Genomic DNA, 25,915 nt, shown 5'->3' with positions numbered 1-25,915 from the left:
CTCCGCAGTCCCTTCGCTCGGCCTCCTGAAGTCGCAATCGGCGGCGCCTGAACTATCGCGCGCCTAGAAGCAAAAGCAAAAGCAAAAGCAAAAGCAAAAGCAAAAGCAGAGAAGAGCCTGGTCGGGCCGGCCGGGATGGATCGGATGTAAAAAACCCGCGCTGTCGCCAGCGCGGGTTTTCGGTCAGACCGGAACGATCAACGCTCCAGCAGAATCCGCAGCATGCGGCGCAGCGGTTCGGCCGCGCCCCACAGCAATTGGTCACCGACGGTGAACGCGCCCAGGTACTGCGAACCCATGTTCAGCTTGCGCAGGCGGCCAACCGGGATGTTCAGGGTACCGGTAACCTTGGTCGGGCTCAGCTCCTGCATGCTGATTTCACGCTGGTTAGGCACCAGCTTCACCCAAGGGTTGTGCTGGCTGATCATGCCTTCGATGTCGGCCAGCGGCACGTCCTTGTTCAGCTTGATGGTCAGCGCCTGGCTGTGGCAACGCATGGCGCCGATGCGCACGCAGATGCCGTCGACCGGGATCGGGCTCTTGAAGCGGCCGAGGATCTTGTTGGTCTCGGCCTGGGCTTTCCACTCTTCACGGCTCTGACCGTTCGGCAGCTCCTTGTCGATCCACGGGATCAGGCTGCCAGCCAGCGGCACGCCGAAGTTCTCGGTCGGGAACGCTTCGCTGCGCATGGTCTCGGCAACCTTGCGGTCGATGTCGAGAATGGCGCTGGCCGGGTTGGCCAGGTCATCGGCAACGGCAGCATGGGTAGCGCCCATCTGCTTGATCAGCTCGCGCATGTTCTGCGCGCCGGCACCCGAGGCGGCCTGGTAGGTCATGGCGCTCATCCACTCGACCAGGCCGGCTTCGAACAGGCCGCCCAGGCCCATCAGCATCAGGCTGACGGTGCAGTTGCCGCCGATGTAGTTCTTGGTACCCGCGTCCAGCTGCTGGTCGATGACCTTGCGGTTGACCGGGTCGAGGATGATCACCGCGTCATCCTGCATGCGCAAGGACGAGGCGGCATCGATCCAGTAACCCTGCCAGCCGGCTTCACGCAGCTTGGGGAAGACCTCGTTGGTGTAGTCGCCGCCCTGGCAGGTCAGGATCACGTCGAGGGTCTTGAGTTCTTCAATCGAATAAGCGTCCTTGAGCGGAGCTGTATCCTTGCCCACGTTCGGGCTCTGGCCGCCAACATTGGAGGTGGTGAAGAACACCGGCTCGATGAGGTCGAAATCCTGCTCCTCCAGCATCCGCTGCATGAGCACGGAACCGACCATACCGCGCCAACCGATCAGACCTACACGTTTCATCGCAACTACACCTTTGCTAAAAGTGGGCCGCCACCGGGAATTTTGGGTGGCGGGCCAGAGAGATTACAGATTCCGCAGCGCTGCGACTACTGCGTCGCCCATTTCCTGCGTACCAACTTTGCGGCAGCCTTCCGAGAAGATGTCGCCGGTGCGCAGGCCCTGGTCCAGGACCAGGCTCACGGCCTTCTCGATCGCCTCGGCGGCAGCCGACTGGTTGAAGCTGTAACGCAGCATCATCGACACCGACAGGATGGTCGCCAGCGGGTTGGCGATGCCAAGGCCTGCGATGTCCGGCGCCGAGCCGTGGCACGGCTCGTACATGCCCTTGTTGTCGGCATCCAGCGACGCCGAAGGCAGCATGCCGATGGAACCGGTCAACATGGAAGCTTCATCCGACAGAATGTCACCGAACATGTTGTCGGTCACCATCACATCGAACTGCTTGGGCGCGCGTACCAGCTGCATGGCGGCGTTGTCGACGTACATGTGGCTCAGTTCCACATCCGGATAATCCTTGGCCACGTCCTCGACCACTTCGCGCCACAGCTGGCTGGAAGCCAGGACGTTGGCCTTGTCCACCGAGCACAGCTTCTTGCCACGCACGCGGGCCATGTCAAAGCCGACACGGGCAATGCGGCGCACTTCGCTTTCGCTGTATGGCAGGGTGTCGTAGGCCTGACGCTCGCCACCTTGCAGCTCGCGCTGGCCGCGCGGGGCACCGAAGTAGATACCGCCGGTCAGCTCGCGGACGATAAGGATGTCCAGGCCGGAAACGATCTCTGGCTTGAGCGACGAGGCATCGGCCAGTTGCGGGTAGAGGATGGCCGGGCGCAGGTTGGCGAACAGGCCCAGTTGCGAACGGATCTTCAGCAGGCCGCGCTCGGGGCGGATGTCACGCTCGATCTTGTCCCACTTCGGCCCGCCCACGGCGCCCAGCAGCACGGCATCAGCCTTGCGCGCACGCTCCAGGGTCTCGTCGGCCAGCGGCACGCCGTGCTTGTCGATGGCGGCGCCACCGATCACATCGTGCTCCAGGCTGAAGCCGAGCTGGAACTTGTCGTTGGCCAGCGCCAGCACCTTGACCGCTTCGGCCATGATTTCCGGGCCGATACCGTCACCTGGGAGAATCAGAATCTGCTTGCTCATGCTTTCCTCTATCCATTCACGCGGTGCGGCCAAGCGGGCCCCACCGAAAAATTCTTAACGCTCGGCCCACAACACCAGCACATCGGTGCTGAACGAACCATCGGCCTCGATCTGGTAATACTGCCGCACTTCTTCGCCCATGGCTTGCTGCAATTGGCGGATGGCCACGCGCATCGGCTCGGGCGTGCGCATGCGCTCGACCCAGCTGGAAAACTCCAGGCGCAGCGGCTGGCGGGTGTGGCTGCGCACGTGCAGACCAGCCTCGCTGACCTGGCGCTGCCATTCGGCGGCGGAATAATCGCGCACATGGCTGGTGTCACGCAGTACTTCGACCGTTTGCAGGTAGGTGTCGAGCAGCGGGCTGCCCGGCGACATCACGTCGATGAACGCCGCCACGCCACCCGGCTTGAGCACCCGACGCACTTCGCGCAGGGCCAGGCCCAGGTCGCTCCAGTGGTGGGCCGAATAACGGCTGAAGACGAAGTCGAACGAGGCGTCGGCGAACGGCAGGCGTTCGGCGGCGCCGCGCTCGGTAGTGATATTGGCCAGGCCGCGCTCGGCGGCGGCACTGGCGACCACGTCGAGCATGGCTTGCGAGAGGTCGTAGGCGACCACTTCGGCGACCAGCGGGGCGACATGGAAGCTGACATGCCCGGCGCCACAGCCCAGGTCCAGCACGCGGGCAGCGCCCTGCCCTGCCAGTTCAGCCTGCAGCAGGGCAAACTCACTGCCCTGGGCGTGCACGGCGCTGCTGAGGTAGGCGCTGGCCTGTTCGCCGAACTGGCGTTGGACCACATCGGTGTGCTGGGTGCTGGTCATGTCTCATTCCTTTTGGTTTTTTGCTGCCTGCGCCGGCCTTTCGCGGGCATGCCCGCTCCCACAGGTACAGCGCTGCTCTCTGTGGGAGCGGGCGTGCCCGCGAAGAGGCCGGTACTGCCACCTACAAACAATCAGGCATCACGGAACAGCCAAGGCTGCGCTGCGCGGTGCTTGCCTTCGAAGGCCTTGATCGCGTCGCTGTCCTGCAGGGTCAGGCCGATGTCGTCCAGGCCGTTGAGCAGGCAGTGCTTGCGGAACGCATCGATCTCGAAATGCAGTACCTTGCCATCCGGGCGGGTCACCGCCTGCGCCTGCAAGTCGATGGTCAGCTGGTAACCCGGGTTGGCCTCCACCTGCCTGAACAGCTCGTCGACTTCCTCGTCACTGAGGATGATCGGCAGCAAACCGTTCTTGAAGCTGTTGTTGAAGAAGATGTCGGCGAAGCTCGGCGCGATCACGCTGCGGAAGCCGTATTCGTCCAGCGCCCACGGCGCGTGCTCACGGCTGGAGCCGCAACCGAAGTTCTCCCGCGCCAGCAACACGCTGGCCCCCTGGTAGCGTTCGTGGTTGAGCACGAACTCCTTGTTCAGCGGGCGCTTGCTGTTGTCCTGATAAGGCTGGCCCACGTCCAGGTAACGCCACTCGTCGAACAGGTTGGGGCCAAAGCCGGTGCGCTTGATCGACTTCAGAAACTGCTTGGGGATGATCTGGTCGGTATCGACGTTGGCACGGTCCAACGGCGCGACGAGGCCAGTGTGCTGGGTAAAGGCTTTCATGCTGCGCTCCCTTGGATCAACTCGCGGACATCGATGAAGTGGCCGGTCACCGCGGCGGCGGCGGCCATGGCCGGGCTGACCAGGTGCGTACGGCCACCGGCGCCCTGACGGCCTTCGAAGTTGCGGTTGGAGGTGGACGCGCAGTGCTCGCCGCTCTCCAGGCGGTCCGGGTTCATCGCCAGGCACATCGAGCAGCCTGGTTCACGCCATTCGAAACCGGCTTCGAGGAAGATCTTGTCCAGGCCTTCACGCTCGGCCTGGGCTTTGACCAGGCCCGAGCCCGGAACCACCAGTGCCTGCTTGACGTTGGCAGCGACCTTGCGCCCCTTGGCGATTGCGGCGGCAGCGCGCAGGTCTTCGATGCGCGAGTTGGTGCACGAACCGATGAATACGCGGTCAAGCTTGATATCGGTGATCGCCTGGTTGGCGGCCAGGCCCATGTACTTGAGGGCGCGCTCGATCGAGCCACGCTTGATCAGGTCTGGCTCGGCAGCCGGGTCCGGCACGCGCTGGTCGACGGCCAGGACCATTTCCGGCGAGGTGCCCCAGCTGACCTGCGGCTTGATTTGCGCAGCATCGAGCTCGACCACGCTGTCGAACACTGCGTCAGCGTCGGAAACCAGGCCTTTCCAGGCTGCGACCGCCTGTTTCCACTGCTCGCCCTTGGGCGCGTACGGGCGGCCTTCGACATAGGCAACCGTGGTGTCGTCCACCGCCACCAGGCCTACGCGGGCACCGGCTTCGATGGACATGTTGCAGATGGTCATGCGGCCTTCCATCGACAATTCGCGGATGGCACTGCCGGCAAACTCCATGGCGTGGCCGTTACCACCGGCGGTACCGATCTTGCCGATCACGGCCAGCACGATGTCCTTGGCGGTAACACCGGCAGGCAACTGGCCTTCCACGCGTACCAGCATGTTCTTCATCTTCTTGGCGACCAGGCACTGGGTAGCGAGCACATGCTCTACCTCGGAGGTGCCGATGCCATGGGCCAAGGCACCGAAGGCGCCGTGGGTGGAGGTGTGCGAGTCACCGCAGACCACGGTCATGCCAGGCAAGGTGGCACCCTGCTCCGGGCTGATGACGTGGACGATACCTTGACGCTCGTCATTCATCTTGAATTCGACGATGCCATATTCGTCACAGTTCTCGTCGAGGGTCTGCACCTGCAGGCGCGACACCTGGTCGACGATGGCCTCGATACCGCCCTTGCGCTCTGGCGTGGTCGGCACGTTGTGGTCCGGCGTGGCGATGTTGGCGTCGATGCGCCAGGGTTTGCGGTTGGCCAGGCGCAGGCCTTCGAAGGCCTGGGGCGACGTCACTTCGTGGATGATGTGGCGATCGATGTAGATCAAGGACGAGCCGTCATCACGGCGCTTGACCTCATGGGCTTCCCAGAGTTTGTCGTAGAGCGTTTTGCCAGCCATCAGACTGTTCCTCATCAGCGTCTTTCTATGCCAAAGACCCCTTGGCTTGTACGGACGATGCTATGGCGATAGATTGAATAACTCAAATTCATAATTTTCATGCTTTGCATAACCATCAGGAATTCAAGCAATGGACCTGGCCAACCTCAGTGCATTCATCGCCATCGCCGAAACCGGCAGCTTCTCTGGCGCCGGCGAGCGCCTGCACCTGACCCAGCCAGCCATCAGCAAGCGCATCGCCGGGCTGGAGCAGCAACTGGACGTGCGCCTGTTCGACCGCCTGGGCCGGGAGGTGACCCTGACCGAAGCCGGGCGCGCCTTGTTGCCGCGGGCCTACCAGATACTCAACGTGCTCGATGATACTCGCCGGGCGCTGACCAACCTGACCGGGGAAGTGAGTGGTCGCCTGACCCTGGCCACCAGCCACCACATCGGCCTGCACCGCTTGCCTCCGCTGCTGCGGGCCTTCACTCGTCAGTACCCGGCCGTGGCGCTGGATATCCAGTTCATGGATTCGGAACAGGCCTACGACGAAATTCTGCATGGCCGCGCCGAGATTGCGGTGATTACCCTGGCCCCCGAGCCGCATCACCTGGTCAAGGCGGTGCCCGTGTGGGACGACGCCCTGGACTTCGTCGCCGCCCCTGAACACCCACTGGCCAACAACCATGCGGTAAGCCTGGCCGATGTCGCTCGCCACCCGGCCGTATTCCCCGGCGGCAACACCTTCACCCACCATATTGTCCAGCGCCTGTTCGAGAGCCAGGGCCTGACGCCGAACATTGCCATGAGCACCAACTACCTGGAAACCATCAAAATGATGGTGTCGATCGGCCTGGCCTGGAGCGTGTTGCCACGAACCATGCTCGACGAACAGGTTGCACCCATCGCCTTGCCGGGCATACAGCTGTCGCGCCAGCTAGGCTACATTTTGCACACGGAGCGTACGCTATCGAACGCGGCCAGGGCATTCATGGCCCTGCTCGACAGCCACGCGGGGCCCGCCTGACCGGTTGTCAGCCCGGTATTGCCACCTCCAAGGACGCGTCATACGCCAAAGGTCTGGTACCGATGCCCAAATCAGCTAACCGCTTTTTGCGCCTGCCGCGGATACCTGCGGCCGACCCTCAGGAGTCGGAACAGGCCTGGCAGAACGCCCCGCAACTGCTGGCCGCGCTCAACGGCGCGCGACTGGGTGCCTGGCTGTGGGATATCGACAGCGGCCGGGTCAGCTGGTCACGGGGCACCCAGGCCCTGTTTGGCTTCGACCCGCAGCGCCCGCTACCCGCCGATATCGACTATTTAGACCTGCTGCCCGAGGAAGACCGCGCACGCACACGCCAGGTGTTCCAGGCGGTGTTCAATGGCGAACCGGTGGAACAGGCCATGCGTCACCGCATCCGCTGGCCGGATGGCAGCCTGCACTGGCTGGAAATCAACGGCAGCCTGACCCACGACATGCATGGCCGCCCGCAGATGATCGGGGTGATCCGCGAAATCACCCGTCAGCGCGAACGGGAAACGGCGCTGATCAATTCGGAAAAACGCTTCGCCACCCTGTTTCACCTCAGCCCCAACGCCATTTTACTCACCCGCCGCCTCGACGGCATGATCTTCGAGGTCAACCAGCACTTCGAAGACATGTTCGGCTGGCCCGGCAGCCAGGTGATCGGCAAGACCAGCCTGGAGCTGGGCTTGTGGGTCAACCCTGAACAGCGGCACCAGTTGCTGGAGTCGACCCGTACCAACAATGGCCCGCTGATCCTGGAAGTGCAGTTCCGCGCCATCAGCGGCAAGGTGCACGATGGCATCCTCTGCACCCAGGGAATCGAGCTGGAGGGTGTGACCTTCCTCCTCAGCACCTTTATCGACACCACCGAACGCAAACGCGCCGAGCAGGCCCTGAAGGACAGCCAGGAGCGCCTGGACCTGGCCCTGGATTCGGCACAGCTGGGTACCTGGGACTGGCATATTCCCAGCGGCATGCTCTACGGTTCGGCCCGCGCCGCGCAGTTGCACGGCCTGCCGCCCATCCCCTTTCATGAATCGTTCGACGCTTTTTTCGAAGGGGTCCCGGAACAAGAACGCAACTCGATGCGCCAGGCCTACCGCAGCCTGCGCGAAGGACCTGCCGGCAACTACCAGATCACCTACCGGGTGCAACTGGAAAACGGCATCTCGCGCTACATCGAAAGCCGCGCCCGGCTGTACCGCGACGAGCAGGGCAACCCACTGCGCATGGCTGGCACCTTGCTCGACATCACCGACCAGGTGGAGCGCGAACAGCGCCTGAGCGCCTCGGAAGAGAAGTTCGCCAGCCTGTTCCAGGTCAGCCCCGACCCGATCTGCGTCACCCGCCAGGACACTGGCCAGTTCATCGAGATCAACCCCGCGTTCACCCAGACCTTCGGCTGGGGCACCGACCAGGTGATCGGCCGCACCGCCGAGGAAATCGGCCTGTGGGCGGAGTCCATCGAGCGCGCACAGCGTATCGAGCGGGTAATCCGCGAGCAGGCCCTGAGCAACGTCGCCGTGGTGGTCAACCATCGTAATGGCGCACCACTGACCTGCGTGATTTCCAGCCGCCTCATCACTGTCGACGACCAGCCCTGCAGCGTCACCACCCTGCGCGACATCACCCAGCAGCAGCGCGCCGAAGCGGCGCTCAAGTCCAGCGAGGAGAAGTTCGCCAAGGCCTTCCACTCCAGTCCCGACGCCATCACCATCACCGAACGCCACAGCGGTCGTTACCTGGAAATCAACGATGGTTTCTGCCGCCTGACCGGCTACAACGCCGCCGACGTGATCGGCCGCACGGTGTATGAGGTCGGCATCTGGGCCGACGACAAGCAGCGTAGCGCCTTGCTGGCCGAATTGCGCGAGCGTGGCCGGGTGCACCACCGCGAGATGCTCGGACGCAACAAGCGTGGCGATATCCTTACCGTGGAGGTGTCGGTGGAGCCGATCACCCTCAACGAGGTGGACTGCCTGCTGCTGACCGCCCGCGATGTCAGCCAGCTGAAGAACGCCCAGGCACAGATTCGCCACCTGGCCTACCACGACCCGCTTACCAACCTGCCCAACCGCGCCCTGCTGATGGATCGCCTGAGCCAGCAGATCGCCCTGCTCAGACGCCACAATCTGCGCGGCGCCCTGCTGTTCCTCGACCTCGACCACTTCAAGCACATCAACGACTCACTGGGCCACCCGGTGGGCGACACGGTGCTGAAAATCATCACCGCGCGGCTGGAGGCCAGTGTGCGCCTGGAAGACACCGTGGCGCGCCTGGGTGGCGACGAATTCGTGGTATTGCTCAGCGGCCTGGAAGGCAGCCGCGAAATGGTCGAAGAAAAAGTCCGCGAGCTGGCCGACACCCTGCGCGAACTACTGGCCGAGCCGATGTCTCTGGACGGCCAGCGCCTGCAGGTAACACCCAGCATTGGCGTGGCGCTGATCCCTGACCACGGCGCCACACCGGCCGACCTGCTCAAGCGTGCCGATATCGCCCTGTACCGGGCCAAGGATTCCGGGCGCAATACCACTCAGCTGTTCCACACCACCATGCAAAAGGCCGCCAGCGAGCGCCTGCGCATGGAAAACGACCTGCGTCTGGCCCTGGCCCGCGGCGAACTGGCGCTGCACTTCCAGCCCCAGGTGGATGCTCGCGACAACCGCATTGTCGGCGCCGAGGTGCTGCTGCGTTGGCATCACCCACAACTGGGCCAGCAGCCGCCCGCACAATTCATTCAGGTACTGGAAGAAAGCGGGCTGATCCTGGAAGTTGGCAGCTGGATCCTCGATGAAGCTTGCGATGCCTGCGCGCGCATGCTTGGCGACCGGCTGATCGACGCCGATGATTTCAGCCTGTGCGTGAACATCAGCCCGCGGCAGTTCCGTCAGAACGACTTTGTCGGGCGGGTGCTGCGCAGCCTGGACGATTACCGCCTGCCACGGCAAATGCTGAAGCTGGAGATTACCGAAGGCATCGTCATCCAGAACCTGGAAGACACCATCAGCAAGATGCGCGAACTGAAGCGCTACGGGGTGAGCTTTGCCATGGATGACTTCGGCACCGGCTACTCCTCGCTGACCTACCTCAAGCGCCTGCCGGTGGATACGCTGAAGATTGACCAGACCTTCGTGCGCGACGCGCCGGAGGACCCGAACGACGCCGAAATCGTCCGCGCCATCGTCGCCATGGCCCGCAGCCTGGACCTGACGGTGATTGCCGAAGGGGTCGAGCTGACCGAACAACTGGAGTTCCTGGAGCGGCTGGGGTGCCACCTTTACCAGGGGTACTTGCACAGCCGGCCGCTGCCGTTGCCGGAGTTTCGACAGATGTTGCTGGAAGCGCCGGCGAATTACTGAAGCGCTCCCGCAAAGGAGCCCCTGAAGGGCCACTGACGGGCACAAAAAAGGGCACCCCCGAGGGTGCCCTTCTTCACATCTACACGATCAGTTCAGCGCTGGTTTGTCGCCGTTGATCGGAATGCGCTTGGCCTTGGCTTCTTCAGGCACGATGCGCAGCAGGTCGATGCTGAGCAGACCATTGGCCAGGCCGGCGGCCTTGACCTCGATATGGTCGGCCAGGCGGAACGACAGCTTGAAGGCGCGCTGGGCGATACCCTGATGCAGGTAGGTCACTTCAGCAGCGCTATTGTCGCGCTTGCCACCGGTCACGGTCAGAACACCTTTTTCAACCTGCAGGTCGAGGTCGTCTTCCTGGAAACCGGCTGCGGCAACCACGATGCGGTAGTGGTCATCGCCATGCTTTTCAACGTTGTAGGGCGGGTAGCTGCTACCGGCCTCGTTACGTGCCGCCGACTCGAACAGGTCGTTGAAACGGTCGAAACCAACGGAATGACGGAACAGTGGTGCGAGAGAGAAAGCGGTAGTCATGGTCATGAACTCCTGAGATTCAGCAAGTAAGTCATTACGCGACCCGACTTCGGCATCGCGTACTCAAGAGATAGGGCCTGAGGGAAAGCTTTCAAGGGGGGAGCAGAAAAAATCTGGATTTCTGCACTGGATTTGATGGCCTCTTCGCGGGTACGCCCGCTCCCACAGGTACTGCACAGGGTGGTCACTGTGGGAGCGGGCGTGCCCGCGAAAGGGCCGGTTCAGGCAACACAAGTTTCGAAGGAAGCCACCTCAACCCCCAGCAACCGGCTGATCCGCGTGCAATCATCTTCCCGCCGCAATTCGGCAAACAACACAACCGCTTCGGGATAACTGCGGGTCAGCATCGCCAGCCATTGCTTCATCCGCCCCGGTGCATAGCGTGGCGACAGCTTGGCCTGGGCCTGGCGCCAGAATTCACGCAGCAACGGCAGCAAATCGGCCCAGCTCAGCGGCTGGTACTCCCGCCCGTCACGCGCCGCGGCAATCTGCAGCCCCAGGTCGGGCCGAGAGACCAGCCCACGCCCCAGCATGATGTCTTCGGCGCCACTGACCTCTCGACAGCGCCGCCAGTCGTCCACGGTCCAGATCTCGCCATTGGCGAACACCGGCACCTTGACCACATCCTGCACCCGCGCCACCCACTCCCAGTGGGCCGGCGGCTTGTAGCCCTCGACCTTGGTCCGCGCATGCACCACCAGGTGTGCCGAGCCGCCTTCAGCCAGCGCCGTGGCACACTCCAGCGCGTCATCAGGGCTGTCGAAGCCCAGGCGCATCTTCGAAGTGACCGGAATATCCGTCGGCACGGCACGCCGCACCTCGCGCACGATGGCGTGCAGCAGCTCCGGCTCCTTGAGCAACACCGCGCCACCACGGGACTTGTTCACGGTCTTGGCCGGGCAACCGAAGTTCAGGTCGATCACCGGCGCCCCCAGCTCACAGGCCAGCGCGGCGTTTTCCGCCAGGCATACAGGGTCCGAGCCCAACAGCTGCACACGCATGGGTACCCCGGCGGCGGTCCGCGCGCCATTGCGCAACTCGGGCGCCAGCTTGTCGAACGAGGAAGGCGGCAGCAGGCGGTCGCACACGCGGATGAACTCGGTGACGCACCAGTCGATACCGCCCACGCGGGTCAGCACGTCGCGCAGGATGTTGTCGACCAGCCCCTCCATGGGGGCCAGGGCAATTTGCATGTCGGGGTCTCGGCGGAAAAAGCCGGCAGTCTAACAAAAATTGGCGGTGCTTCAGGCGCCGATCAGCGCCGGGCCATAACCGTCGAGGAATTCCGCCGGCATGCGCCTTGGCTTGCCGCTGGACAGCTCGATGCAGGCGAAAGTGGTCTGGGCGCGTATAGCAAGGTTACCCCGTCGCGCGGGCGCTTTAGCTGGAAGCGCCGGGTCATGCGCAGGCGCTGGTCCCAGTCGATGATCCAGGTGGCCAGTTGCAGCTCGTCATCCTCGTAAGCGGCGGCCAGGTAGTCGATTTCGTGGCGTACCACGGCCATGGCACGGTCCAGCCGGCGATATTCGGCCAGGTCCAGGCCCAGGCGCTGGGAGTGGCGCCAGGCGCATCGCTCCAGCCAGGTGACGTAGGCCGCATTATTGGCGTGGCCGAGGCCGTCGATGTCCTCGCTACCGACGCGCAGGTCGATCACAAAGGGTGTTGCCAGGTCCCAACTCATGTTCGCTTCCTTGGCACAAAAGTGGATTTAGCAGCGACCGACGGGGGAAAGTCCAGCCCTTCTGCACTTGCCTGCGGGGCTACACGCTCCCTGTAGGAGCGGCCTTGTGTCGCGATGGGCTGCGCAGCAGCCCCGGCAATCTGTGCCGGGGCTGAGATTCTGGGGCCGCTACCGCGCCCCATCGCGACACAAGGCCGCTCCTACAGGGACCGCGCCAGCCCGGGCCAGCAGCTCCAGCACCGCCTCACTCAGGCGAGGGTCGGACAGCACCCGCTGGTGGCCACCCGCCTCCAGCAACATCAGGCGGCTATCGAACCAGGCCTTGTGGATCACCTGGGCTTCATCAGCGGCCACCAAGGCATCATCGGCGGCATGCACCACCAACCCCGGCAACTCCAGCTGGTAACCCGTCACATCCAGCCGCGCAATCTGCATGCCCACATCCCGCTCCACCTGGCGAATGAACGCCGCACGCGCCCGCGCTGGCAGCCCCAGACGATGGGCAAAGCCACGCAGTACGCCCAACAGTCGCGCCGGGGCTGCAATGCTGACCGCTGCCTCTGTGCGCAGCCCCATCTGCAAGGCCAGCAAGACACTGGCACCGCCCATGGAATGGCCAATCACCGCGCGCAACGGCGGCAGTTCTGCGGCAGCCTCCAGCAGCGCACGGGCAAACAGCACCACATTGGCCTGCTCGCCGGGCGAGCGCCCATGCCCCGGTCCCTCCAGCGATACCACCGTGTGCCCGGCCTGGACCAAGGTTTCGATCAACGCGGCAAACTGGGTCGGCCGCCCTTCCCAGCCGTGCATCAGCAGCACGGTCGGCCCCTTGCCCCAGCGCAGGGCAGACAAGCCGAAGCGCAGGGTAATGCGCTCGGCGCTGGCCAGCATGGGCAACTCCCAATCCCGTGGCGGCAGGTTGCGCGGCGTCATGAAGGCACGGCGCATCTTGCCCGCGACGTGCTCGGGGGCCAGGCGGCCCAGGGTGCCATTGACACCACGAATCCAGCTCAGGGTAGTCATCGCCATGCTCCAGGGTTAAAGCACCGCCGATTTGGCGGCGCGCAGAATCCGATCAGACAGCTCGCTGGTGCCCAGCGCACGGGCCAGCGCCAGTCCGCCAACCATCAGGGCCAGGTCGGCCAAGGCCTTGTCGGCGTCCTCGGGGCGGTCCGACCATGGCGGCAGCCATCAGCTCGATATGTTCGGCCAGCACCTCGCGGAAGGCCTCCGGCAGGCGCTGCATCTCGGCCAAGGAGTTAGGCAGCGGGCAGGCGTGCACTTCGGCATCACGATGCTTGCGCGACAGGTAGAAGGCACTGGCCAGCGCCCGCCGCCCGGCGCCATCGAGGCTGGGGTCGACCTGGGAGAGCAAGGCGCGGCGCTCGGCCAGCAACTGGCGGAACGCTTCAAGCATCAACTCGTCCTTGCTGTCGAAGTGGGCATAGAAACCGCCGACGGTCAGGCCCGCCGCCCCCATGACCTGGCTGACGCTAGGTTCGGCCGGGCCATGCTGGATCAGCGCACTTCGCGCCGCTTCGAGAATGCGTTCACGGGTTCTGCTCTTCTTGTCACTCATCAGACCACTCGCCGAACAAAATATGATGCTCGAAATATTATTCACATAATATTTTTTGGCAAGCAGAAACTGTAGCCGTCTGTCGGTTGCGGAATGTTGGGGCAGGGAGAAAAACAAAAGGCCCATTCAATAATCGAATGAGCCTTCAAAGTCCCGCAAAACGCGGGTAAACGTGGCGTCCCCTAGGGGACTCGAACCCCTGTTACCGCCGTGAAAGGGCGGTGTCCTAGGCCACTAGACGAAGGGGACGTAACCTTCGTGCCGATCCGCTTGCGCGAACCGCGGCAGAAATGGTGGAGCTAAGCGGGATCGAACCGCTGACCTCCTGCATGCCATGCAGGCGCTCTCCCAGCTGAGCTATAGCCCCGAAACAAAAGGCTCATCAGTAATCGACGAGCCTTTAAAGCCCTGCAAAACGCAGGAAAAGTGGCGTCCCCTAGGGGACTCGAACCCCTGTTACCGCCGTGAAAGGGCGGTGTCCTAGGCCACTAGACGAAGGGGACGTAACCTTCGTGCCGATCCGTTTACACGAACCGCGGCAAATTGGTGGAGCTAAGCGGGATCGAACCGCTGACCTCCTGCATGCCATGCAGGCGCTCTCCCAGCTGAGCTATAGCCCCGGATTTTTAGCCTCTCGGCCCAGCGACATTCTGAAACATCGCTTGTGCGAAACTGGCGTCCCCTAGGGGACTCGAACCCCTGTTACCGCCGTGAAAGGGCGGTGTCCTAGGCCACTAGACGAAGGGGACGAACCTTCTTACCTTCAAGACCCGGTTGCTGGACCCGGTCTTGCCCGGCAGCCTTGGCTGCCAAGCGGAATTTGGTGGAGCTAAGCGGGATCGAACCGCTGACCTCCTGCATGCCATGCAGGCGCTCTCCCAGCTGAGCTATAGCCCCACAATGTCGCTTTGAACCGAAGCGCTGGCTGGGTGCCTGACGTTTCGTTTTCGTTCATCGCTGTGGACGGGGCGCATATTAAGATCGGATTGCAGGGCTGTCAAACTAATTTTTCAAAATATTCAAAAAAAATTTCACAGATAACAATCACTTACCGCCCTGCCCCGGTTTTTCTGGGTTCAGCTGGCCTGTGGGAGCGTGGCGCGCCCGCGAAAGCGGTGTTTGATCCACCATCGCATTCGCGGGCACGCCCGCTCCCACAGGTTAGGTGTAAAACTGAATCAGGCAATCGAGGCCAGCAGCTTTTCCCACTCTTTGTTTTCTTTCTTCGACACCCCACCCAGCAGGTCCAGGGCCTGGCGCAGGCGGTAGCGGGTCAGGTCCGGGCCGAGGATTTCCATGGCATCGAGCACCGACACCGAGCTGGCCTGGCCGGTGATGGCGGCGAACATCAGCGGCATGGCGTCACGCAGCTTCAGTTCCAGCGCCTCGACCACGGCCTGGATGCAACCGGTGATGCGCTCTTTTTCCCACTGACGCAGGCTTTCGAGCTTCCACAGGATCAGCTGGATCACCTGGCGCACCTGGTCGGCCGACAGTTTCTTGCTTTCGAACAGTTTGGCGTCGAGCTTCAGCGCACCCTCGAAGAAGAAGCCGCCCAGCGGGGCAACCTGGCTGAAGGTTTCCACCCGGCCTTGCACGTGCGGGGCAATCTTCATCATGTAGTCGCTGTTGAACGCCCACTTCTGCAGGCGCGCGGCAAACTCCTCGACCGGCAGTTCGCGCAGCCACTGGCCGTTCAGCCAGGACAGCTTCTCGATGTCGAAGATCGGGCCGCCCAGCGAGATACGCGACAGGTCGAAGTGCTCGACCATCTCGGCCAGCGAGAACTTCTCGCGCTCGTCCGGCATCGACCAGCCCATGCGGCCCAGGTAGTTGAGCATCGCCTCGGGCATGAAGCCCATGCGCTCGTAGAACGTCACCGAGGTCGGGTTCTTGCGCTTGGACAGCTTGGACTTGTCCGGGTTACGCAGCAGCGGCATGTAGCACAGCTTGGGCTGCTCCCAGCCGAAGTATTCGTAAAGTTTGATCAGCTTGGGGGCCGATGGCAGCCACTCTTCGCCGCGCAGCACGTGGGTGATGCCCATCAGGTGGTCATCGACCACGTTGGCCAGGAAGTACGTCGGCAGGCCGTCGTTCTTCATCAGCACCTGCATGTCCATGCGGTCCCACGGGATCTCGACATCACCACGCAGCATGTCCGGCACCACGCACACGCCTTCGCTCGGCACTTTCATGCGGATCACGTGCGGCTCGCCAGCGTCCAGACGGCGCTGCACTTCTTCGGCGCTCAGCAGCAGCGCGCGGCCATCGTAGCGCGGGGTTTCGCCGCGAGCTTGCTGCTCGGCGCGCATCTGCTCCAGCTCTTCGGCAGTGCAGAAGCAGTAGAAGGCATGGCCGGCGTCAACCAGCTCCTTGGCGTACCTGGCGTAGATCTCGCCACGCTCGCTCTGCCGGTACGGGCCGTGCGGGCCACCGACGTCCGGGCCTTCGTTCCATTCGATGCCGAGCCAGCGCAGGGCATCGAAGATCTGCTGCTCCGACTCGCGCGTGGAGCGCAACTGGTCGGTGTCTTCGATGCGCAGGATGAACTCACCGCCGTGCTGCTTGGCAAAGCAGTAGTTGAACAGGGCGATGTAGGCGGTGCCGACATGGGGGTCGCCGGTCGGCGATGGCGCGATACGCGTGCGTACGGTGGTCATGGAGAGTCTCGAACGAAAGATGAAACAAAGGCGGGATGTTAGCAGGAGGCAGGCACCGGGCTCCAGCAATGGCGCGAACGTCACTTGTCGGCAGGCCATGTACCGCTGTTAAATTTGTTTACATTTCTGGAACGATAGTCCCCATGCCTGCCCAACTCAAACGCCGCCTGCTGGTCTTCTTCACCCTGGTGGCCATCATCGCCCTCGCCTTTCTGGGCCACTGGTACTTCAAGGGTCGCTTCTACGAAAGCACCGACAACGCCTATGTACAGGGCGAGATCACGCGTATTTCCAGCCAGTTGAGCGCGCGCATCGACGAGGTCCGGGTCGAGGACAACCAGCACGTCAGCAAAGGCGACCTGCTGGTGCGCCTGGAGGCCGCCGACTTCGAACTGGCCATGCAGCGCGCCCGTGCCGCCCTGGCCACCCGCGAAGCCGAACACGTGCAGGCGCAAAGCCGCCTGACCCAGCAAGCCAGCCTGATCGCTGCCGGCCAGGCCCAGGTGGCGGCCAACCAGGCCACCTTCGACCGCTCACGCCTGGACCTGAACCGTGCCGAGAAGCTGCGCAAGCCAGGGTTCATATCGGAAGAACGGGTCACCACGCTGTCTGCGGACAGCCACGTCGCCGGCTCGCAGGTCGACAAGGCCCGTGCCGACCTGCAAAGCCAGCGCCAGCAGGTCAATGCACTGACCGCCGAGCTCAAACGCCTCGACGCGCAAATCAGCAACGCCCGCGCCGACCTGGCCCAGGCCGAACTGAACCTGACCCGCTGCGAAATCCGTGCACCGATCAGCGGCAGCATCGGCCAGCGCAACGCGCGCAATGGCCAGGTAGTACAGGCCGGTGCCTACCTGCTGTCGATCGTGCCGGATGAAGACATCTGGGTGCAGGCCAATTTCAAGGAAACCCAGATCGGCCGCATGCAGCCCGGCCAGCGTGCCGAACTGCTGTTCGACAGCTACCCCGACACGCCGATCGAAGGCCGGGTCGACAGCCTGTTCGCCGCCTCCGGCGCGCAGTTCAGCCTGCTGCCGCCCGATAACGCCACCGGCAATTTCACCAAGGTGGTACAGCGCATTCCGGTCAAGCTGACCTTCCGTGCCGACAACCCGCTGCACGGGCGCATCCGCCCCGGCATGTCGGTGACCGCCACCGTCGACCTGCGCAGCGAGAACGAAGGCCACAATGGCCGGTGACCAGCTGCTCAGGCCCACCGCGGAGCCAACCCGACAGGACTGGATAGCGGTAATGAGCGTGATGCTCGGCGCCTTCATGGCCGTGCTGGACATCCAGATCACCAACTCGTCGCTCAAGGATATCCAGGGCGCACTGTCGGCGACGCTGGAGGAAGGCTCGTGGATTTCCACCTCTTACCTGGTCGCGGAAATCATCATGATCCCGCTCACCGCCTGGCTGGTACAGCTGTTGTCGGCGCGGCGCCTGGCGGTGTGGGTTTCCGGCGGTTTCCTGCTGTCGTCGCTGTTGTGCTCGATGGCCTGGAACCTGGAGAGCATGATCCTGTTCCGCGCCCTGCAGGGTTTTACCGGCGGTGCACTGATCCCGCTGGCCTTCACCCTGACCCTGATCAAACTGCCCGAACACCACCGCGCCAAGGGCATGGCCATGTTCGCCATGACCGCCACCTTCGCGCCGTCCATCGGCCCGACCCTGGGCGGCTGGCTGACCGAGAACTGGGGCTGGGAATACATTTTCTACATCAATATCCCACCGGGCCTGGTGATGATCGCCGGCCTGCTGTACGGGCTGGAGAAGAAGGACGCGCATTGGGAGCTGCTTAAAAGTACCGATTACGCCGGCATCGTCACCCTGGGCCTGGGGCTGGGCTGCCTGCAGGTGTTTCTGGAAGAAGGCCACCGCAAGGACTGGCTGGAATCGCAGCTGATCGTCAGCCTGGGCAGCATCGCCCTGGTCAGCCTGATCACCTTCGTGATCCTGCAGTTTTCCAAGCCACACCCGCTGATCAACCTGCGCATCCTTGGTAACCGCAACTTTGGCCTGTCGAGCATCGCCAGCCTGGGCATGGGGGTGGGCTTGTACGGGTCGATCTACCTGTTGCCGCTGTACCTGGCGCAGGTGCAGGGCTACAACGCCTTGCAGATCGGCGAGGTGATCATGTGGATGGGCATCCCGCAGCTGTTCCTGATCCCGCTGGTGCCGCTACTGATGAAAGTGGTGTCGCCCAAGGTGTTGTGCGCCCTGGGCTTCTGCCTGTTCGGCGCCGCCAGTTTCGGCTCGGGGGTGCTCAACCCGGATTTTGCCGGGCCGCAGTTCAACCATATCCAGATCATCCGTGCCATTGGCCAGCCAATGATCATGGTGACAATCTCGCTGATCGCCACGGCGTATATTCAGCCGCAGGATGCGGGTTCGGCGTCGAGCCTGTTCAATATCCTGCGCAATCTGGGCGGTGCGATCGGCATTGCACTGCTGGCCACCCTGCTGGATGCACGGACCAAGGTGTATTTCGATTACCTGAGGGAGTCGGTGGTGCCGAGCAACCCGCAGGTGGCGGAGCGATTGGCGCAACTGGCGGAGCGGCTGGGCAATGACAATGCGGCGCTGGGCAAGTTGAGCGAGATCACTCACCAGCAGGCGTTGATAATGGCCTACAACGATGCGTTCCACTTTGTGGGAATCGGGTTGGCGGTGAGCATGGTGGCGGTGTTGTTGACCCGCAAGTTGCCAGAGGGGCTGAAAGCGGGAGAAGCACATTGAGACTATTTCAGACTGCACGCGATCCCTGTGGGAGCGGGCGCGCCCGCGAACACCGGCGCAGCCGGTGCCAGCTACCGCGTTGAATTCTTCGCGGGCACGCCCTCTCCCACAAGGCCTGCATCAGGCCTCAGCTGGTTATCAACCGCTCGCGCAGCTGGGCAATTTCGTCGCGCAACTGCGCCGCGGCCTCGAATTCCAGGTCGCGGGCGAACTGCATCATCTTCTCTTCCAGCTGCTTGATGCGCTTGGTGATCTCGCCCGGCGTACGCAGCTCGGCCTCGTAACGGGCGCTCTCCTCTGCGGCCTTGGCCATGCCCTTGCGCTTCTTGCTGCGCGCGCCAGGCACGGTGGCGCCTTCCATGATGTCGGTAATGTCCTTGACCACACCTTTGGGCACGATGCCATTGGCCTGGTTGAACGCAATCTGCTTCTCCCGACGGCGCTCGGTCTCGTCGATGGCGCGCTGCATGGAGCCGGTGATGTTGTCGGCATACAGGATGGCCCGGCCATTGAGGTTACGCGCCGCACGGCCGATGGTCTGGATCAGCGAGCGCTCGGAACGCAGGAAGCCTTCCTTGTCGGCATCGAGGATCGCCACCAGCGACACCTCCGGCATGTCCAGGCCCTCACGCAGCAGGTTGATACCCACCAGCACGTCGAAGGTGCCCAGGCGCAGGTCGCGGATGATCTCCACCCGCTCGACGGTATCGATATCCGAGTGCAGGTAGCGCACCCGCACATCGTGGTCCGCCAGGTAGTCGGTGAGGTCTTCGGCCATGCGCTTGGTCAGCGTGGTCGCCAGCACCCGCTCGCCCTGTGCCACGCGCTTGCGGATTTCCGACAGCAGATCGTCCACCTGGGTAAGTGCCGGGCGCACTTCTACCTGAGGGTCTACCAGCCCGGTCGGGCGCACTACCTGCTCCACCACGCGCCCGGCGTGCTCAGCCTCGTAGGGGCCCGGGGTGGCGGACACGAAGATGGTCTGCGGGCTGACATCTTCCCACTCGTCGAAACGCATCGGCCGGTTGTCCAGTGCCGAAGGCAGGCGGAAGCCATATTCGACCAGGGTTTCCTTGCGCGAGCGGTCGCCCTTGTACATGGCGCCGACCTGCGGAACGCTGACGTGCGATTCGTCGATCACCAGCAGCGCATCGGGCGGCAGGTAGTCGTACAGGGTGGGCGGCGGCGCCCCGGCCGGGCGCCCCGACAGGTAGCGCGAGTAGTTCTCGATGCCGTTGCAGTAGCCCAGCTCCAGGATCATCTCCAGATCGAAGCGGGTGCGTTGCTCCAGACGCTGGGCTTCGACCAGTTTGTTGGCCTTCTGCAGGTATTCCAGGCGGTCCTTGAGTTCCTCCTTGATGCCCTCCACCGCCTGCAGCAGGGTCTCCCGCGGGGTGACGTAGTGGCTCTTGGGGTAGAAGGTGAAACGCGGCAGCTTACGGAAGACCTCGCCGGTCAGCGGGTCGAAGGCGGCGATGTTCTCTACTTCATCATCGAACAGCTCGATGCGAATGGCCTCGAGGTCCGATTCGGCCGGGAATATGTCGATCACATCGCCGCGCACGCGGAAGGTGGCACGGGCGAAGTCCATCTCGTTGCGCGTGTATTGCAGGTCGGCCAGGCGGCGCAGCAGCGCGCGCTGGTCGAGCTGGTCGCCACGGTCCACGTGCAGGACCATTTTTTTTTTTTTTTCTTTCTCTCTCTCTCTCTCTCTCTCTCTCTCTCTCTCTCTCTCTCTCTCTCTCTCTCTCTCTCTCTCTCTCTCTCTCTCTCTTTTTTTCTTTTTTTTTTTTTTTTTTTTTTTTTTTTTTTTTTTCAGGTAGGTCTCGGGGCTACCCAGGCCGTAGATGCACGACACGGTGGTGACGATGATTGCATCGCGCCGCTCCAGCAGCGCCTTGGTCGCTGACAGGCGCATCTGCTCGATGTGGTCGTTGATCGAAGCGTCCTTCTCGATGAAGGTGTCGGACGACGGTACATAGGCTTCAGGCTGGTAGTAGTCGTAGTAGGAAACGAAGTACTCCACCGCATTGTTGGGGAAGAACGCCTTGAATTCACCATACAGCTGCGCGGCGAGGGTTTTGTTCGGCGCAAGCACCAGGGTCGGGCGCTGCACCTGCTGGATGACGTTGGCGATGCTGAAGGTCTTGCCCGAGCCGGTCACCCCGAGCAGTGTCTGGTGCGACAGCCCCGCCTCGATACCTTCGACCATCTGGCGGATGGCTTCGGGCTGGTCGCCGGCCGGCTGGAAACGGGTGACGAGCTGGAACTCGGACATGACGGACCTCGCGGTGCTGCAGAAACTGTAAATTTAGCCAGTAGTCTATACCCAAATGCGCCTGTCGGGTGGCGCTTTCAAGGCACGGCTGTGAGCGCTTGTTACGGTGGACCCGCCAATTAGACCAATGGTCGAAAAATATTTGCGCAAATAGCCGGAAAAGGCGCGTCAGAGTGTCGCCGTGACCGGTCGGTATCACTATACTGACTCCCCGTTTGTGCACCGCTTCAGTGCATTCGGCTGGAGCGTGTACGTCCTATCACTCTCCAATCAGAGCCGAAGTAACAATGAGCCTGTTTTCCGCTGTCGAGCTGGCACCCCGCGACCCTATCCTGGGCCTCAACGAAGCATTCAACGCCGACCCACGTACCGACAAGGTCAACCTGGGCGTGGGCGTGTACTGCAATGAGGAAGGCCGCATTCCGCTGCTGCGCGCCGTGATCGAAGCCGAGACCCAGCGTGCCGCCCAGCACGCCTCGCGCGGCTACTTGCCGATCGACGGCATCGCCACCTACGACCAGGCTGTGCAAAAGCTGCTGTTCGGTGCCGAGTCGCCACTGCTGGCCGCCGGCCGCGTGGTTACCGTGCAGGCCGTCGGCGGTACCGGCGCACTGAAGATCGGCGCCGACTTCCTCAAGCGCATTTCGCCGAACGCAGTGGTTGCGATCAGCGACCCGAGCTGGGAAAACCACCGCGCGCTGTTCGAATCGGCCGGCTTCCCGGTGCAGAACTACCGCTACTACGACGCGCCGACCAACGACGTCAACCGCGCCGGCATGCTCGAAGACCTGAACAACCTCCCGTCCGGCTCGATCGTGGTACTGCACGCCTGCTGCCACAACCCGACCGGCGTCGACCTGAGCCTGGATGACTGGAAAAACGTCCTGGAAGTGGTCAAGGCCAAGGGCCACGTGCCGTTCCTCGACATGGCCTACCAGGGCTTCGGTGACGGCATCGCCGAAGACGCCTTCGCCGTGCGCCTGTTCGCCGAGTCGGGCCTGGAGTTCTTCGTGTCCAGCTCGTTCTCCAAGTCGTTCTCGCTGTACGGCGAGCGCGTCGGTGCGCTGTCGATCGTCACCGCCTCCAAGGACGAGAGCACTCGCGTGCTGTCGCAGGTCAAGCGCGTGATCCGCACCACCTACTCCAACCCGCCGACCCACGGTGCAACCATCGTTGCCACCGTGCTGAACAGCGCCGAACTGCGCCAGATGTGGGAAACCGAGCTGGCCGAAATGCGCGAGCGCATCCACGGCATGCGCAAGCAGATGGTTTCGCTGCTGGCCGAATATGGCGCCAACCGCGATTTCAGCTTCGTTGGCCGCCAGGTCGGCATGTTCTCGTACTCGGGCCTGACCGTTGAACAGGTCGCCCGCCTGAAAAACGAGTTCGGCATCTATGCCCTGGACACCGGCCGCATCGCCGTGGCCGCGCTGAACCAGAGCAACATCCACGTAGTGACCAAAGCTATCGTGCAGGTGCTGTAACTCATTGTTTTGCCTAGGGGTGGCTTGACTTCCCCTGGGCAATCAGTAAGATACGCACAGATTCCGCGATAGCTCAGTCGGTAGAGCAAATGACTGTTAATCATTGGGTCCCTGGTTCGAGTCCAGGTCGCGGAGCCAAACACTGAAAAAGCCCCCGGGTGCGCAAGCGACCGGGGCTTTTTCGTTGCGTCGGGCTTATTGAGCCAGCGGCTCGGTCACCGGCTTGCCCTCGTCCACCAGGCTCCAGACCAGCAGCTTGGCCGGCCGGGCCTTGCTGGCGTTGCGTGACACGCTGTGTACGGTACCCGGCGCTTCGTACCAGTATTCGCCTGCCTTGTAGGTGTTTTCCTGCTCATCGTTGAGCTTCGATACCACTGCCCCTTCCAGTACGTAGGCCATTACCGCGCCTGGGTGCCGATGTGCGGGTGATGCCTGGACCGGGGGCATAGCTGACGGTGAGCATCACGGCGTTCTTGCCGGGGGCGTTCGAGAGTTGTTGCTGCTGCAGCACCTTGACCTGGTCGGGGGTGTCGCCGTGTGCCCAGGCGGGGGTTTGGGTGGCGAGCAGGGCGAAGAGGATGATGGCTAGGGGTTTCATGGGGGCTTCTCCTGAGGGCGGTTGCCGGCAGGTTAGGCCCTGACTGGCCGATGGCAAATGGCCAATTCGGGGGAAAAGCAGGGGGCCGATTTTGCCTGTGCCGGCTCTTTCGCGGGTAAACCCGCTCCCACAAGGAACAGCGCAGCCGTTGAAACCTGTGGAGATCCCTGTGGGAGCGGGTTCACCCGCGAAGAGGCCAGCACGGGCAACACAATTTCAGCTGCTACGCCCGATCGGGTAAAACTCACCGTGGCTCCACACCCCAAGCCACTCTTCCCCGTCGATCTCACGCGGCACCGCCAGCTCCACCAACTGGTAGAACACATTGCGATGAATCAGCGCCTCAAGGTTGCTGCGCACCAGCACATACGGCGATGGCTCCTGCGTGACCGGGTCGATCACCACGCGCAGCGGGTTGGCCGGCCCGGCCTCGACCTGGTCCTCGACATTGCTGGTGAAACGCAGCACCTGCTGCTCACCCTCCCCCACCACATCCAGTGTTACCGCAACGAACGGCGCATCGTCGACGCGGATGCCCACCTTCTCTATCGGGGTGATCAGGAAGTAGTCATCGCCATCGCGGCGGATGATGGTGGAAAACAGCCGCACCATCGGCTTGCGACCGATCGGGGTACCCAGGTAGTACCAAGTGCCATCACGGGCGATGCGCATGTCGATGTCACCGCAGAAGTCCGGGTTCCACAGATGCACCGGCGGCAGGCCCTTGGCCTTGGGGATCTGCGCCAGAAGATCACTGGCCTTGGCGGAATCGCTCATCACCCTTGCCTCATTCACTCATACCCAGAAGGCTACGAGCGTACTCGCGCATTGGCGCGCCAAGCAAATCCTCCGGGGTGTTATCGTGGAACGTCAACAAACCGCCACGGCTCTTGATACGCGCAGTGTCGATCAGGTAGCGGGTGCTGGTTTCGATGAGCATCATCTGTACTACGCCGGTGTCCCAGCCCAGGCGGTCGACTGCCTGTTCGTCATACCACTCGTCGCCATTGCCGATACGGTCGTCGGTGCGCGCGAAGCGGGTGTACAGCACGTAGTCGGCACCCACCGAACGCGCCTGGGCGATGGCCTCTTCGAGGCCTAGTGGCCCTTGGGCGCGGCGTACCAACGGGAAATACTCGACGAAGCTCTTGTAGGCCTGCTCGGCCACCGCGTTCTGCCGCGGCACCGGCCCCTTGCCCGGGGGCACGAATGCGCCCTGGCCGATGAAGATGAACGAATCAGGCTGCAGGCGGATCGACAGGGTGCGACGGGTATCGCTGTGGTCCAGCAGGCCAGCATCGCTCAGGTGATAACGAACGCCCTCGCCCATGTCGCTGACATTCATGCAACCGCCCAGCGCCATCAGCGCCAGCAGCAAAACCAGGCTACGCATCTTTCCTCCAGTGGCCGGCGACGAAAAACCGGCGAATAGCCGGCGGATGCAGCTTTTGCGCCAGCTTCAGCCGCCGATCACCTTCATCACCATCACATCGCCGGAAAACGCCATGTCCTGCTTGTCTGCCAAGGCCTTGACCAGCAAGCGCTGCAGGGCCGGCAGTGCCTGATGGCGCGGTTTTTCCAGCAGGTCGCCGACGAAATGGCGATTGCCCGACGACAGGCAGCCATGCAGCCAGCCCGTGGAAGACAGGCGCAGCCGCGAACAGGTGCGGCAGAACGGCGCGCTTTCGTTGGCGATCACGCCGAAGTGGCCTTTGCCGGGTACCTGATAACGCAAGGCGGTGGCGTCCAGCGGAGCATCGACCTGAACGTAGGCATACTTGCCAGCGATCAGTGCGAGCAGTTGGTCGAGGCCGACGAACTGCTGCAGGAAGGCGTTTTGGTCACGGGCAAGATGGCCCATGCGCATGAGTTCGATGAAGCGCAGTTCGAAGCCGCGCTCAAGGCAATAATCCAGCAGCGGCAGCACCTGATCCAGGTTGTGCCCGCGCATAGGCACCATGTTCACCTTGATCTGCATGCCCATGGCGCTGGCCTGCGCCATACCCTCCAGCACGCTGGCCAGGTCGCCGCCCCGGGCGATACGACGGAAGGCTTGTGAGTCGAGGGTGTCGAGGGAAACGTTCAATCGGCGGATACCTGCCATCTGCAACTGGGGCAACTTCCGCGCCAGCAGCTGACCATTGGTAGTCAGCGAGATATCGTCAAGGTCGAGCCTGGCCACGGCGGCCAGGAAGGCATCCAGGCGCGGACTGACCAATGGCTCACCGCCGGTGATGCGCAAGCGCTCGATGCCAGCGGCTTCGATCAGGTAGGCCACGCCACGAGCCAGGGCATCCGCTGGCAGTTCGTCCTGTGCTGCCACCAGGCGCTTGCCGTCTGGCACGCAATAGGTGCAGGCATAATTACAGGCAGCCGTCAGGCTGACGCGCAGGTTGCGAAAACGCCTGCCTTGACGATCGACGATCATGAATGACTCCGGCATGGATGATGGGGCTGGCAAAACCTGACTCATAAATCAGGTTTTTGCAAGCCCTGTACATCGCCGAGACAGGTAG

Annotated in this window: 18 protein-coding genes, 7 tRNA genes and 3 pseudogenes; 6 read left to right on the top strand and 22 right to left on the bottom strand. The window is 62.9% G+C overall.

Going from position 1 to position 25,915, the window contains the following annotated elements; genetic code table 11:
• Positions 1 to 197: 197 nt before the first annotated feature.
• The 5 genes from asd to leuC form a co-directional block, all read right to left on the bottom strand.
• A complete protein-coding gene (asd, locus tag QIY50_18335; protein ID WGV19329.1) occupies positions 198 to 1,310 on the bottom strand; it encodes an aspartate-semialdehyde dehydrogenase in 1,113 nt (370 codons plus the stop codon).
• Positions 1,311 to 1,373: 63 nt separating this feature from the next.
• Positions 1,374 to 2,456 carry a 3-isopropylmalate dehydrogenase gene (gene leuB / locus QIY50_18330; protein ID WGV19328.1) on the bottom strand — a complete coding sequence of 361 codons (1,083 nt, stop codon included), beginning with the start codon at positions 2,454 to 2,456 and terminating at the stop codon, positions 1,374 to 1,376.
• A gap of 54 nt (positions 2,457 to 2,510) precedes the next feature.
• On the bottom strand, positions 2,511 to 3,275 hold the full coding sequence (locus QIY50_18325) for a methyltransferase domain-containing protein (GenBank protein WGV19327.1): 765 nt from the start codon (positions 3,273 to 3,275) through the stop codon (positions 2,511 to 2,513).
• Between the two features lie 131 nt (positions 3,276 to 3,406).
• Positions 3,407 to 4,051 (bottom strand): 3-isopropylmalate dehydratase small subunit, encoded by a 645-nt coding sequence (gene leuD, locus QIY50_18320; GenBank protein WGV19326.1) that lies wholly within the window; start codon positions 4,049 to 4,051, stop codon positions 3,407 to 3,409.
• Positions 4,048 to 5,481: a 3-isopropylmalate dehydratase large subunit gene (leuC, locus tag QIY50_18315; protein ID WGV19325.1), complete on the bottom strand. Its 1,434-nt coding sequence runs from the start codon at positions 5,479 to 5,481 to the stop codon at positions 4,048 to 4,050. Before leuC ends, leuD begins: the two co-directional genes overlap by 4 nt.
• A gap of 130 nt (positions 5,482 to 5,611) precedes the next feature.
• On the opposite strand from leuC, the gene QIY50_18310 reads away from it, so the two are divergent.
• Together QIY50_18310 and QIY50_18305 are read left to right on the top strand one after the other, a co-directional pair.
• On the top strand, positions 5,612 to 6,490 hold the full coding sequence (locus QIY50_18310; protein WGV19324.1) for a LysR family transcriptional regulator: 879 nt from the start codon (positions 5,612 to 5,614) through the stop codon (positions 6,488 to 6,490).
• Between the two features lie 62 nt (positions 6,491 to 6,552).
• Entirely contained in the window at positions 6,553 to 9,849 is a 3,297-nt protein-coding gene (locus tag QIY50_18305) for a PAS domain S-box protein (GenBank protein WGV19323.1), read from the top strand.
• An 87-nt stretch (positions 9,850 to 9,936) separates the two neighbouring features.
• Here the strand turns inward: QIY50_18305 and QIY50_18300 are convergent, their stop codons facing one another.
• The 12 genes and pseudogenes from QIY50_18300 to gltX all read right to left on the bottom strand — a co-directional run bounded on the left by QIY50_18300 (position 9,937) and on the right by gltX (position 16,300).
• Complete coding sequence (locus QIY50_18300; GenBank protein WGV19322.1) at positions 9,937 to 10,380, bottom strand: Hsp20 family protein; 444 nt, start codon at positions 10,378 to 10,380, stop codon at positions 9,937 to 9,939.
• Between the two features lie 221 nt (positions 10,381 to 10,601).
• Positions 10,602 to 11,573, bottom strand: coding sequence for a tRNA-dihydrouridine synthase (locus tag QIY50_18295; GenBank protein WGV19321.1), 972 nt, complete (start codon positions 11,571 to 11,573; stop codon positions 10,602 to 10,604).
• A 51-nt stretch (positions 11,574 to 11,624) separates the two neighbouring features.
• A pseudogene (locus tag QIY50_18290) lies at positions 11,625 to 12,061 on the bottom strand (thioesterase family protein).
• A gap of 168 nt (positions 12,062 to 12,229) precedes the next feature.
• Positions 12,230 to 13,084: an alpha/beta fold hydrolase gene (locus QIY50_18285; protein WGV19320.1), complete on the bottom strand. Its 855-nt coding sequence runs from the start codon at positions 13,082 to 13,084 to the stop codon at positions 12,230 to 12,232.
• A gap of 15 nt (positions 13,085 to 13,099) precedes the next feature.
• Positions 13,100 to 13,640: pseudogene (locus tag QIY50_18280) on the bottom strand (TetR/AcrR family transcriptional regulator).
• Positions 13,641 to 13,813: 173 nt separating this feature from the next.
• Positions 13,814 to 13,889 (bottom strand) — tRNA-Glu (locus QIY50_18275).
• Between the two features lie 42 nt (positions 13,890 to 13,931).
• Positions 13,932 to 14,007 (bottom strand) — tRNA-Ala (locus QIY50_18270).
• Between the two features lie 60 nt (positions 14,008 to 14,067).
• Positions 14,068 to 14,143, bottom strand: a tRNA-Glu gene (locus tag QIY50_18265).
• Positions 14,144 to 14,184: 41 nt separating this feature from the next.
• Positions 14,185 to 14,260 (bottom strand) — tRNA-Ala (locus QIY50_18260).
• Between the two features lie 53 nt (positions 14,261 to 14,313).
• A tRNA-Glu gene (locus QIY50_18255) sits at positions 14,314 to 14,389 on the bottom strand.
• A 72-nt stretch (positions 14,390 to 14,461) separates the two neighbouring features.
• A tRNA-Ala gene (locus tag QIY50_18250) sits at positions 14,462 to 14,537 on the bottom strand.
• A 281-nt stretch (positions 14,538 to 14,818) separates the two neighbouring features.
• Positions 14,819 to 16,300 carry a glutamate--tRNA ligase gene (gltX, locus tag QIY50_18245; protein WGV19319.1) on the bottom strand — a complete coding sequence of 494 codons (1,482 nt, stop codon included), beginning with the start codon at positions 16,298 to 16,300 and terminating at the stop codon, positions 14,819 to 14,821.
• Positions 16,301 to 16,443: 143 nt separating this feature from the next.
• On the opposite strand from gltX, the gene QIY50_18240 reads away from it, so the two are divergent.
• Entirely contained in the window at positions 16,444 to 17,499 is a 1,056-nt protein-coding gene (locus QIY50_18240; protein ID WGV19318.1) for an HlyD family secretion protein, read from the top strand.
• Positions 17,489 to 19,039, top strand: a complete 1,551-nt coding sequence (locus tag QIY50_18235; GenBank protein ID WGV19317.1) for an MDR family MFS transporter — start codon at positions 17,489 to 17,491, stop codon at positions 19,037 to 19,039. The genes QIY50_18240 and QIY50_18235 overlap by 11 nt, the downstream gene beginning before the upstream one ends.
• 127 nt (positions 19,040 to 19,166) lie before the next feature.
• Here QIY50_18235 and uvrB read toward each other — a convergent pair whose 3' ends face one another.
• On the bottom strand, positions 19,167 to 21,317 hold the full coding sequence (uvrB, locus tag QIY50_18230) for an excinuclease ABC subunit UvrB (protein WGV19316.1): 2,151 nt from the start codon (positions 21,315 to 21,317) through the stop codon (positions 19,167 to 19,169).
• Positions 21,318 to 21,604: 287 nt separating this feature from the next.
• Between uvrB and QIY50_18225 the strand changes: the two genes are divergently transcribed.
• Positions 21,605 to 22,801: an amino acid aminotransferase gene (locus QIY50_18225; GenBank protein ID WGV19315.1), complete on the top strand. Its 1,197-nt coding sequence runs from the start codon at positions 21,605 to 21,607 to the stop codon at positions 22,799 to 22,801.
• 62 nt (positions 22,802 to 22,863) lie between these two features.
• Positions 22,864 to 22,939: transfer RNA gene (locus tag QIY50_18220), tRNA-Asn, on the top strand.
• Between the two features lie 57 nt (positions 22,940 to 22,996).
• On the opposite strand, the pseudogene QIY50_18215 reads toward QIY50_18220, so the two are convergent.
• The 4 genes and pseudogenes from QIY50_18215 to QIY50_18200 all read right to left on the bottom strand — a co-directional run bounded on the left by QIY50_18215 (position 22,997) and on the right by QIY50_18200 (position 25,827).
• Positions 22,997 to 23,399: pseudogene (locus tag QIY50_18215) on the bottom strand (cupin domain-containing protein).
• A 216-nt stretch (positions 23,400 to 23,615) separates the two neighbouring features.
• Positions 23,616 to 24,176, bottom strand: coding sequence for a DUF1285 domain-containing protein (locus QIY50_18210; protein ID WGV19314.1), 561 nt, complete (start codon positions 24,174 to 24,176; stop codon positions 23,616 to 23,618).
• 10 nt (positions 24,177 to 24,186) lie between these two features.
• The gene (locus QIY50_18205; GenBank protein ID WGV19313.1) at positions 24,187 to 24,792 is read right to left on the bottom strand and encodes a DUF4823 domain-containing protein; all 606 of its coding nucleotides are present in this window, start codon (positions 24,790 to 24,792) and stop codon (positions 24,187 to 24,189) included.
• Between the two features lie 66 nt (positions 24,793 to 24,858).
• Positions 24,859 to 25,827 carry a radical SAM protein gene (locus QIY50_18200; protein ID WGV19312.1) on the bottom strand — a complete coding sequence of 323 codons (969 nt, stop codon included), beginning with the start codon at positions 25,825 to 25,827 and terminating at the stop codon, positions 24,859 to 24,861.
• Positions 25,828 to 25,915: the final 88 nt, after the last annotated feature.

Source organism: Pseudomonas putida (assembly GCA_029953615.1).
Lineage (GTDB): Bacteria > Pseudomonadota > Gammaproteobacteria > Pseudomonadales > Pseudomonadaceae > Aquipseudomonas.
The sequence above is the reverse complement of the archived record's forward strand: the minus strand, read 5'-3'. Positions and strand labels throughout refer to the sequence as shown.

What these genes read in the sequence shown, in the direction of transcription:
- QIY50_18325 (WGV19327.1), bottom strand. Translation starts at nt 3,275, where the DNA reads ATGACCAGCACCCAGCACACCGATGTGGTCCAACGCCAGTTCGGCGAA.
- leuC (WGV19325.1), bottom strand. Translation starts at nt 5,481, where the DNA reads ATGGCTGGCAAAACGCTCTACGACAAACTCTGGGAAGCCCATGAGGTC.
- QIY50_18235 (WGV19317.1), top strand. Translation starts at nt 17,489, where the DNA reads ATGGCCGGTGACCAGCTGCTCAGGCCCACCGCGGAGCCAACCCGACAG.
- asd (WGV19329.1), bottom strand. Translation starts at nt 1,310, where the DNA reads ATGAAACGTGTAGGTCTGATCGGTTGGCGCGGTATGGTCGGTTCCGTG.
- QIY50_18305 (WGV19323.1), top strand. Translation starts at nt 6,553, where the DNA reads ATGCCCAAATCAGCTAACCGCTTTTTGCGCCTGCCGCGGATACCTGCG.
- QIY50_18200 (WGV19312.1), bottom strand. Translation starts at nt 25,827, where the DNA reads ATGATCGTCGATCGTCAAGGCAGGCGTTTTCGCAACCTGCGCGTCAGC.
- QIY50_18240 (WGV19318.1), top strand. Translation starts at nt 16,444, where the DNA reads ATGCCTGCCCAACTCAAACGCCGCCTGCTGGTCTTCTTCACCCTGGTG.
- QIY50_18285 (WGV19320.1), bottom strand. Translation starts at nt 13,084, where the DNA reads ATGACTACCCTGAGCTGGATTCGTGGTGTCAATGGCACCCTGGGCCGC.
- QIY50_18205 (WGV19313.1), bottom strand. Translation starts at nt 24,792, where the DNA reads ATGCGTAGCCTGGTTTTGCTGCTGGCGCTGATGGCGCTGGGCGGTTGC.
- QIY50_18210 (WGV19314.1), bottom strand. Translation starts at nt 24,176, where the DNA reads ATGAGCGATTCCGCCAAGGCCAGTGATCTTCTGGCGCAGATCCCCAAG.
- QIY50_18300 (WGV19322.1), bottom strand. Translation starts at nt 10,380, where the DNA reads ATGACTACCGCTTTCTCTCTCGCACCACTGTTCCGTCATTCCGTTGGT.
- QIY50_18295 (WGV19321.1), bottom strand. Translation starts at nt 11,573, where the DNA reads ATGCAAATTGCCCTGGCCCCCATGGAGGGGCTGGTCGACAACATCCTG.
- uvrB (WGV19316.1), bottom strand. Translation starts at nt 21,317, where the DNA reads ATGTCCGAGTTCCAGCTCGTCACCCGTTTCCAGCCGGCCGGCGACCAG.
- leuD (WGV19326.1), bottom strand. Translation starts at nt 4,051, where the DNA reads ATGAAAGCCTTTACCCAGCACACTGGCCTCGTCGCGCCGTTGGACCGT.
- QIY50_18225 (WGV19315.1), top strand. Translation starts at nt 21,605, where the DNA reads ATGAGCCTGTTTTCCGCTGTCGAGCTGGCACCCCGCGACCCTATCCTG.
- leuB (WGV19328.1), bottom strand. Translation starts at nt 2,456, where the DNA reads ATGAGCAAGCAGATTCTGATTCTCCCAGGTGACGGTATCGGCCCGGAA.
- QIY50_18310 (WGV19324.1), top strand. Translation starts at nt 5,612, where the DNA reads ATGGACCTGGCCAACCTCAGTGCATTCATCGCCATCGCCGAAACCGGC.
- gltX (WGV19319.1), bottom strand. Translation starts at nt 16,300, where the DNA reads ATGACCACCGTACGCACGCGTATCGCGCCATCGCCGACCGGCGACCCC.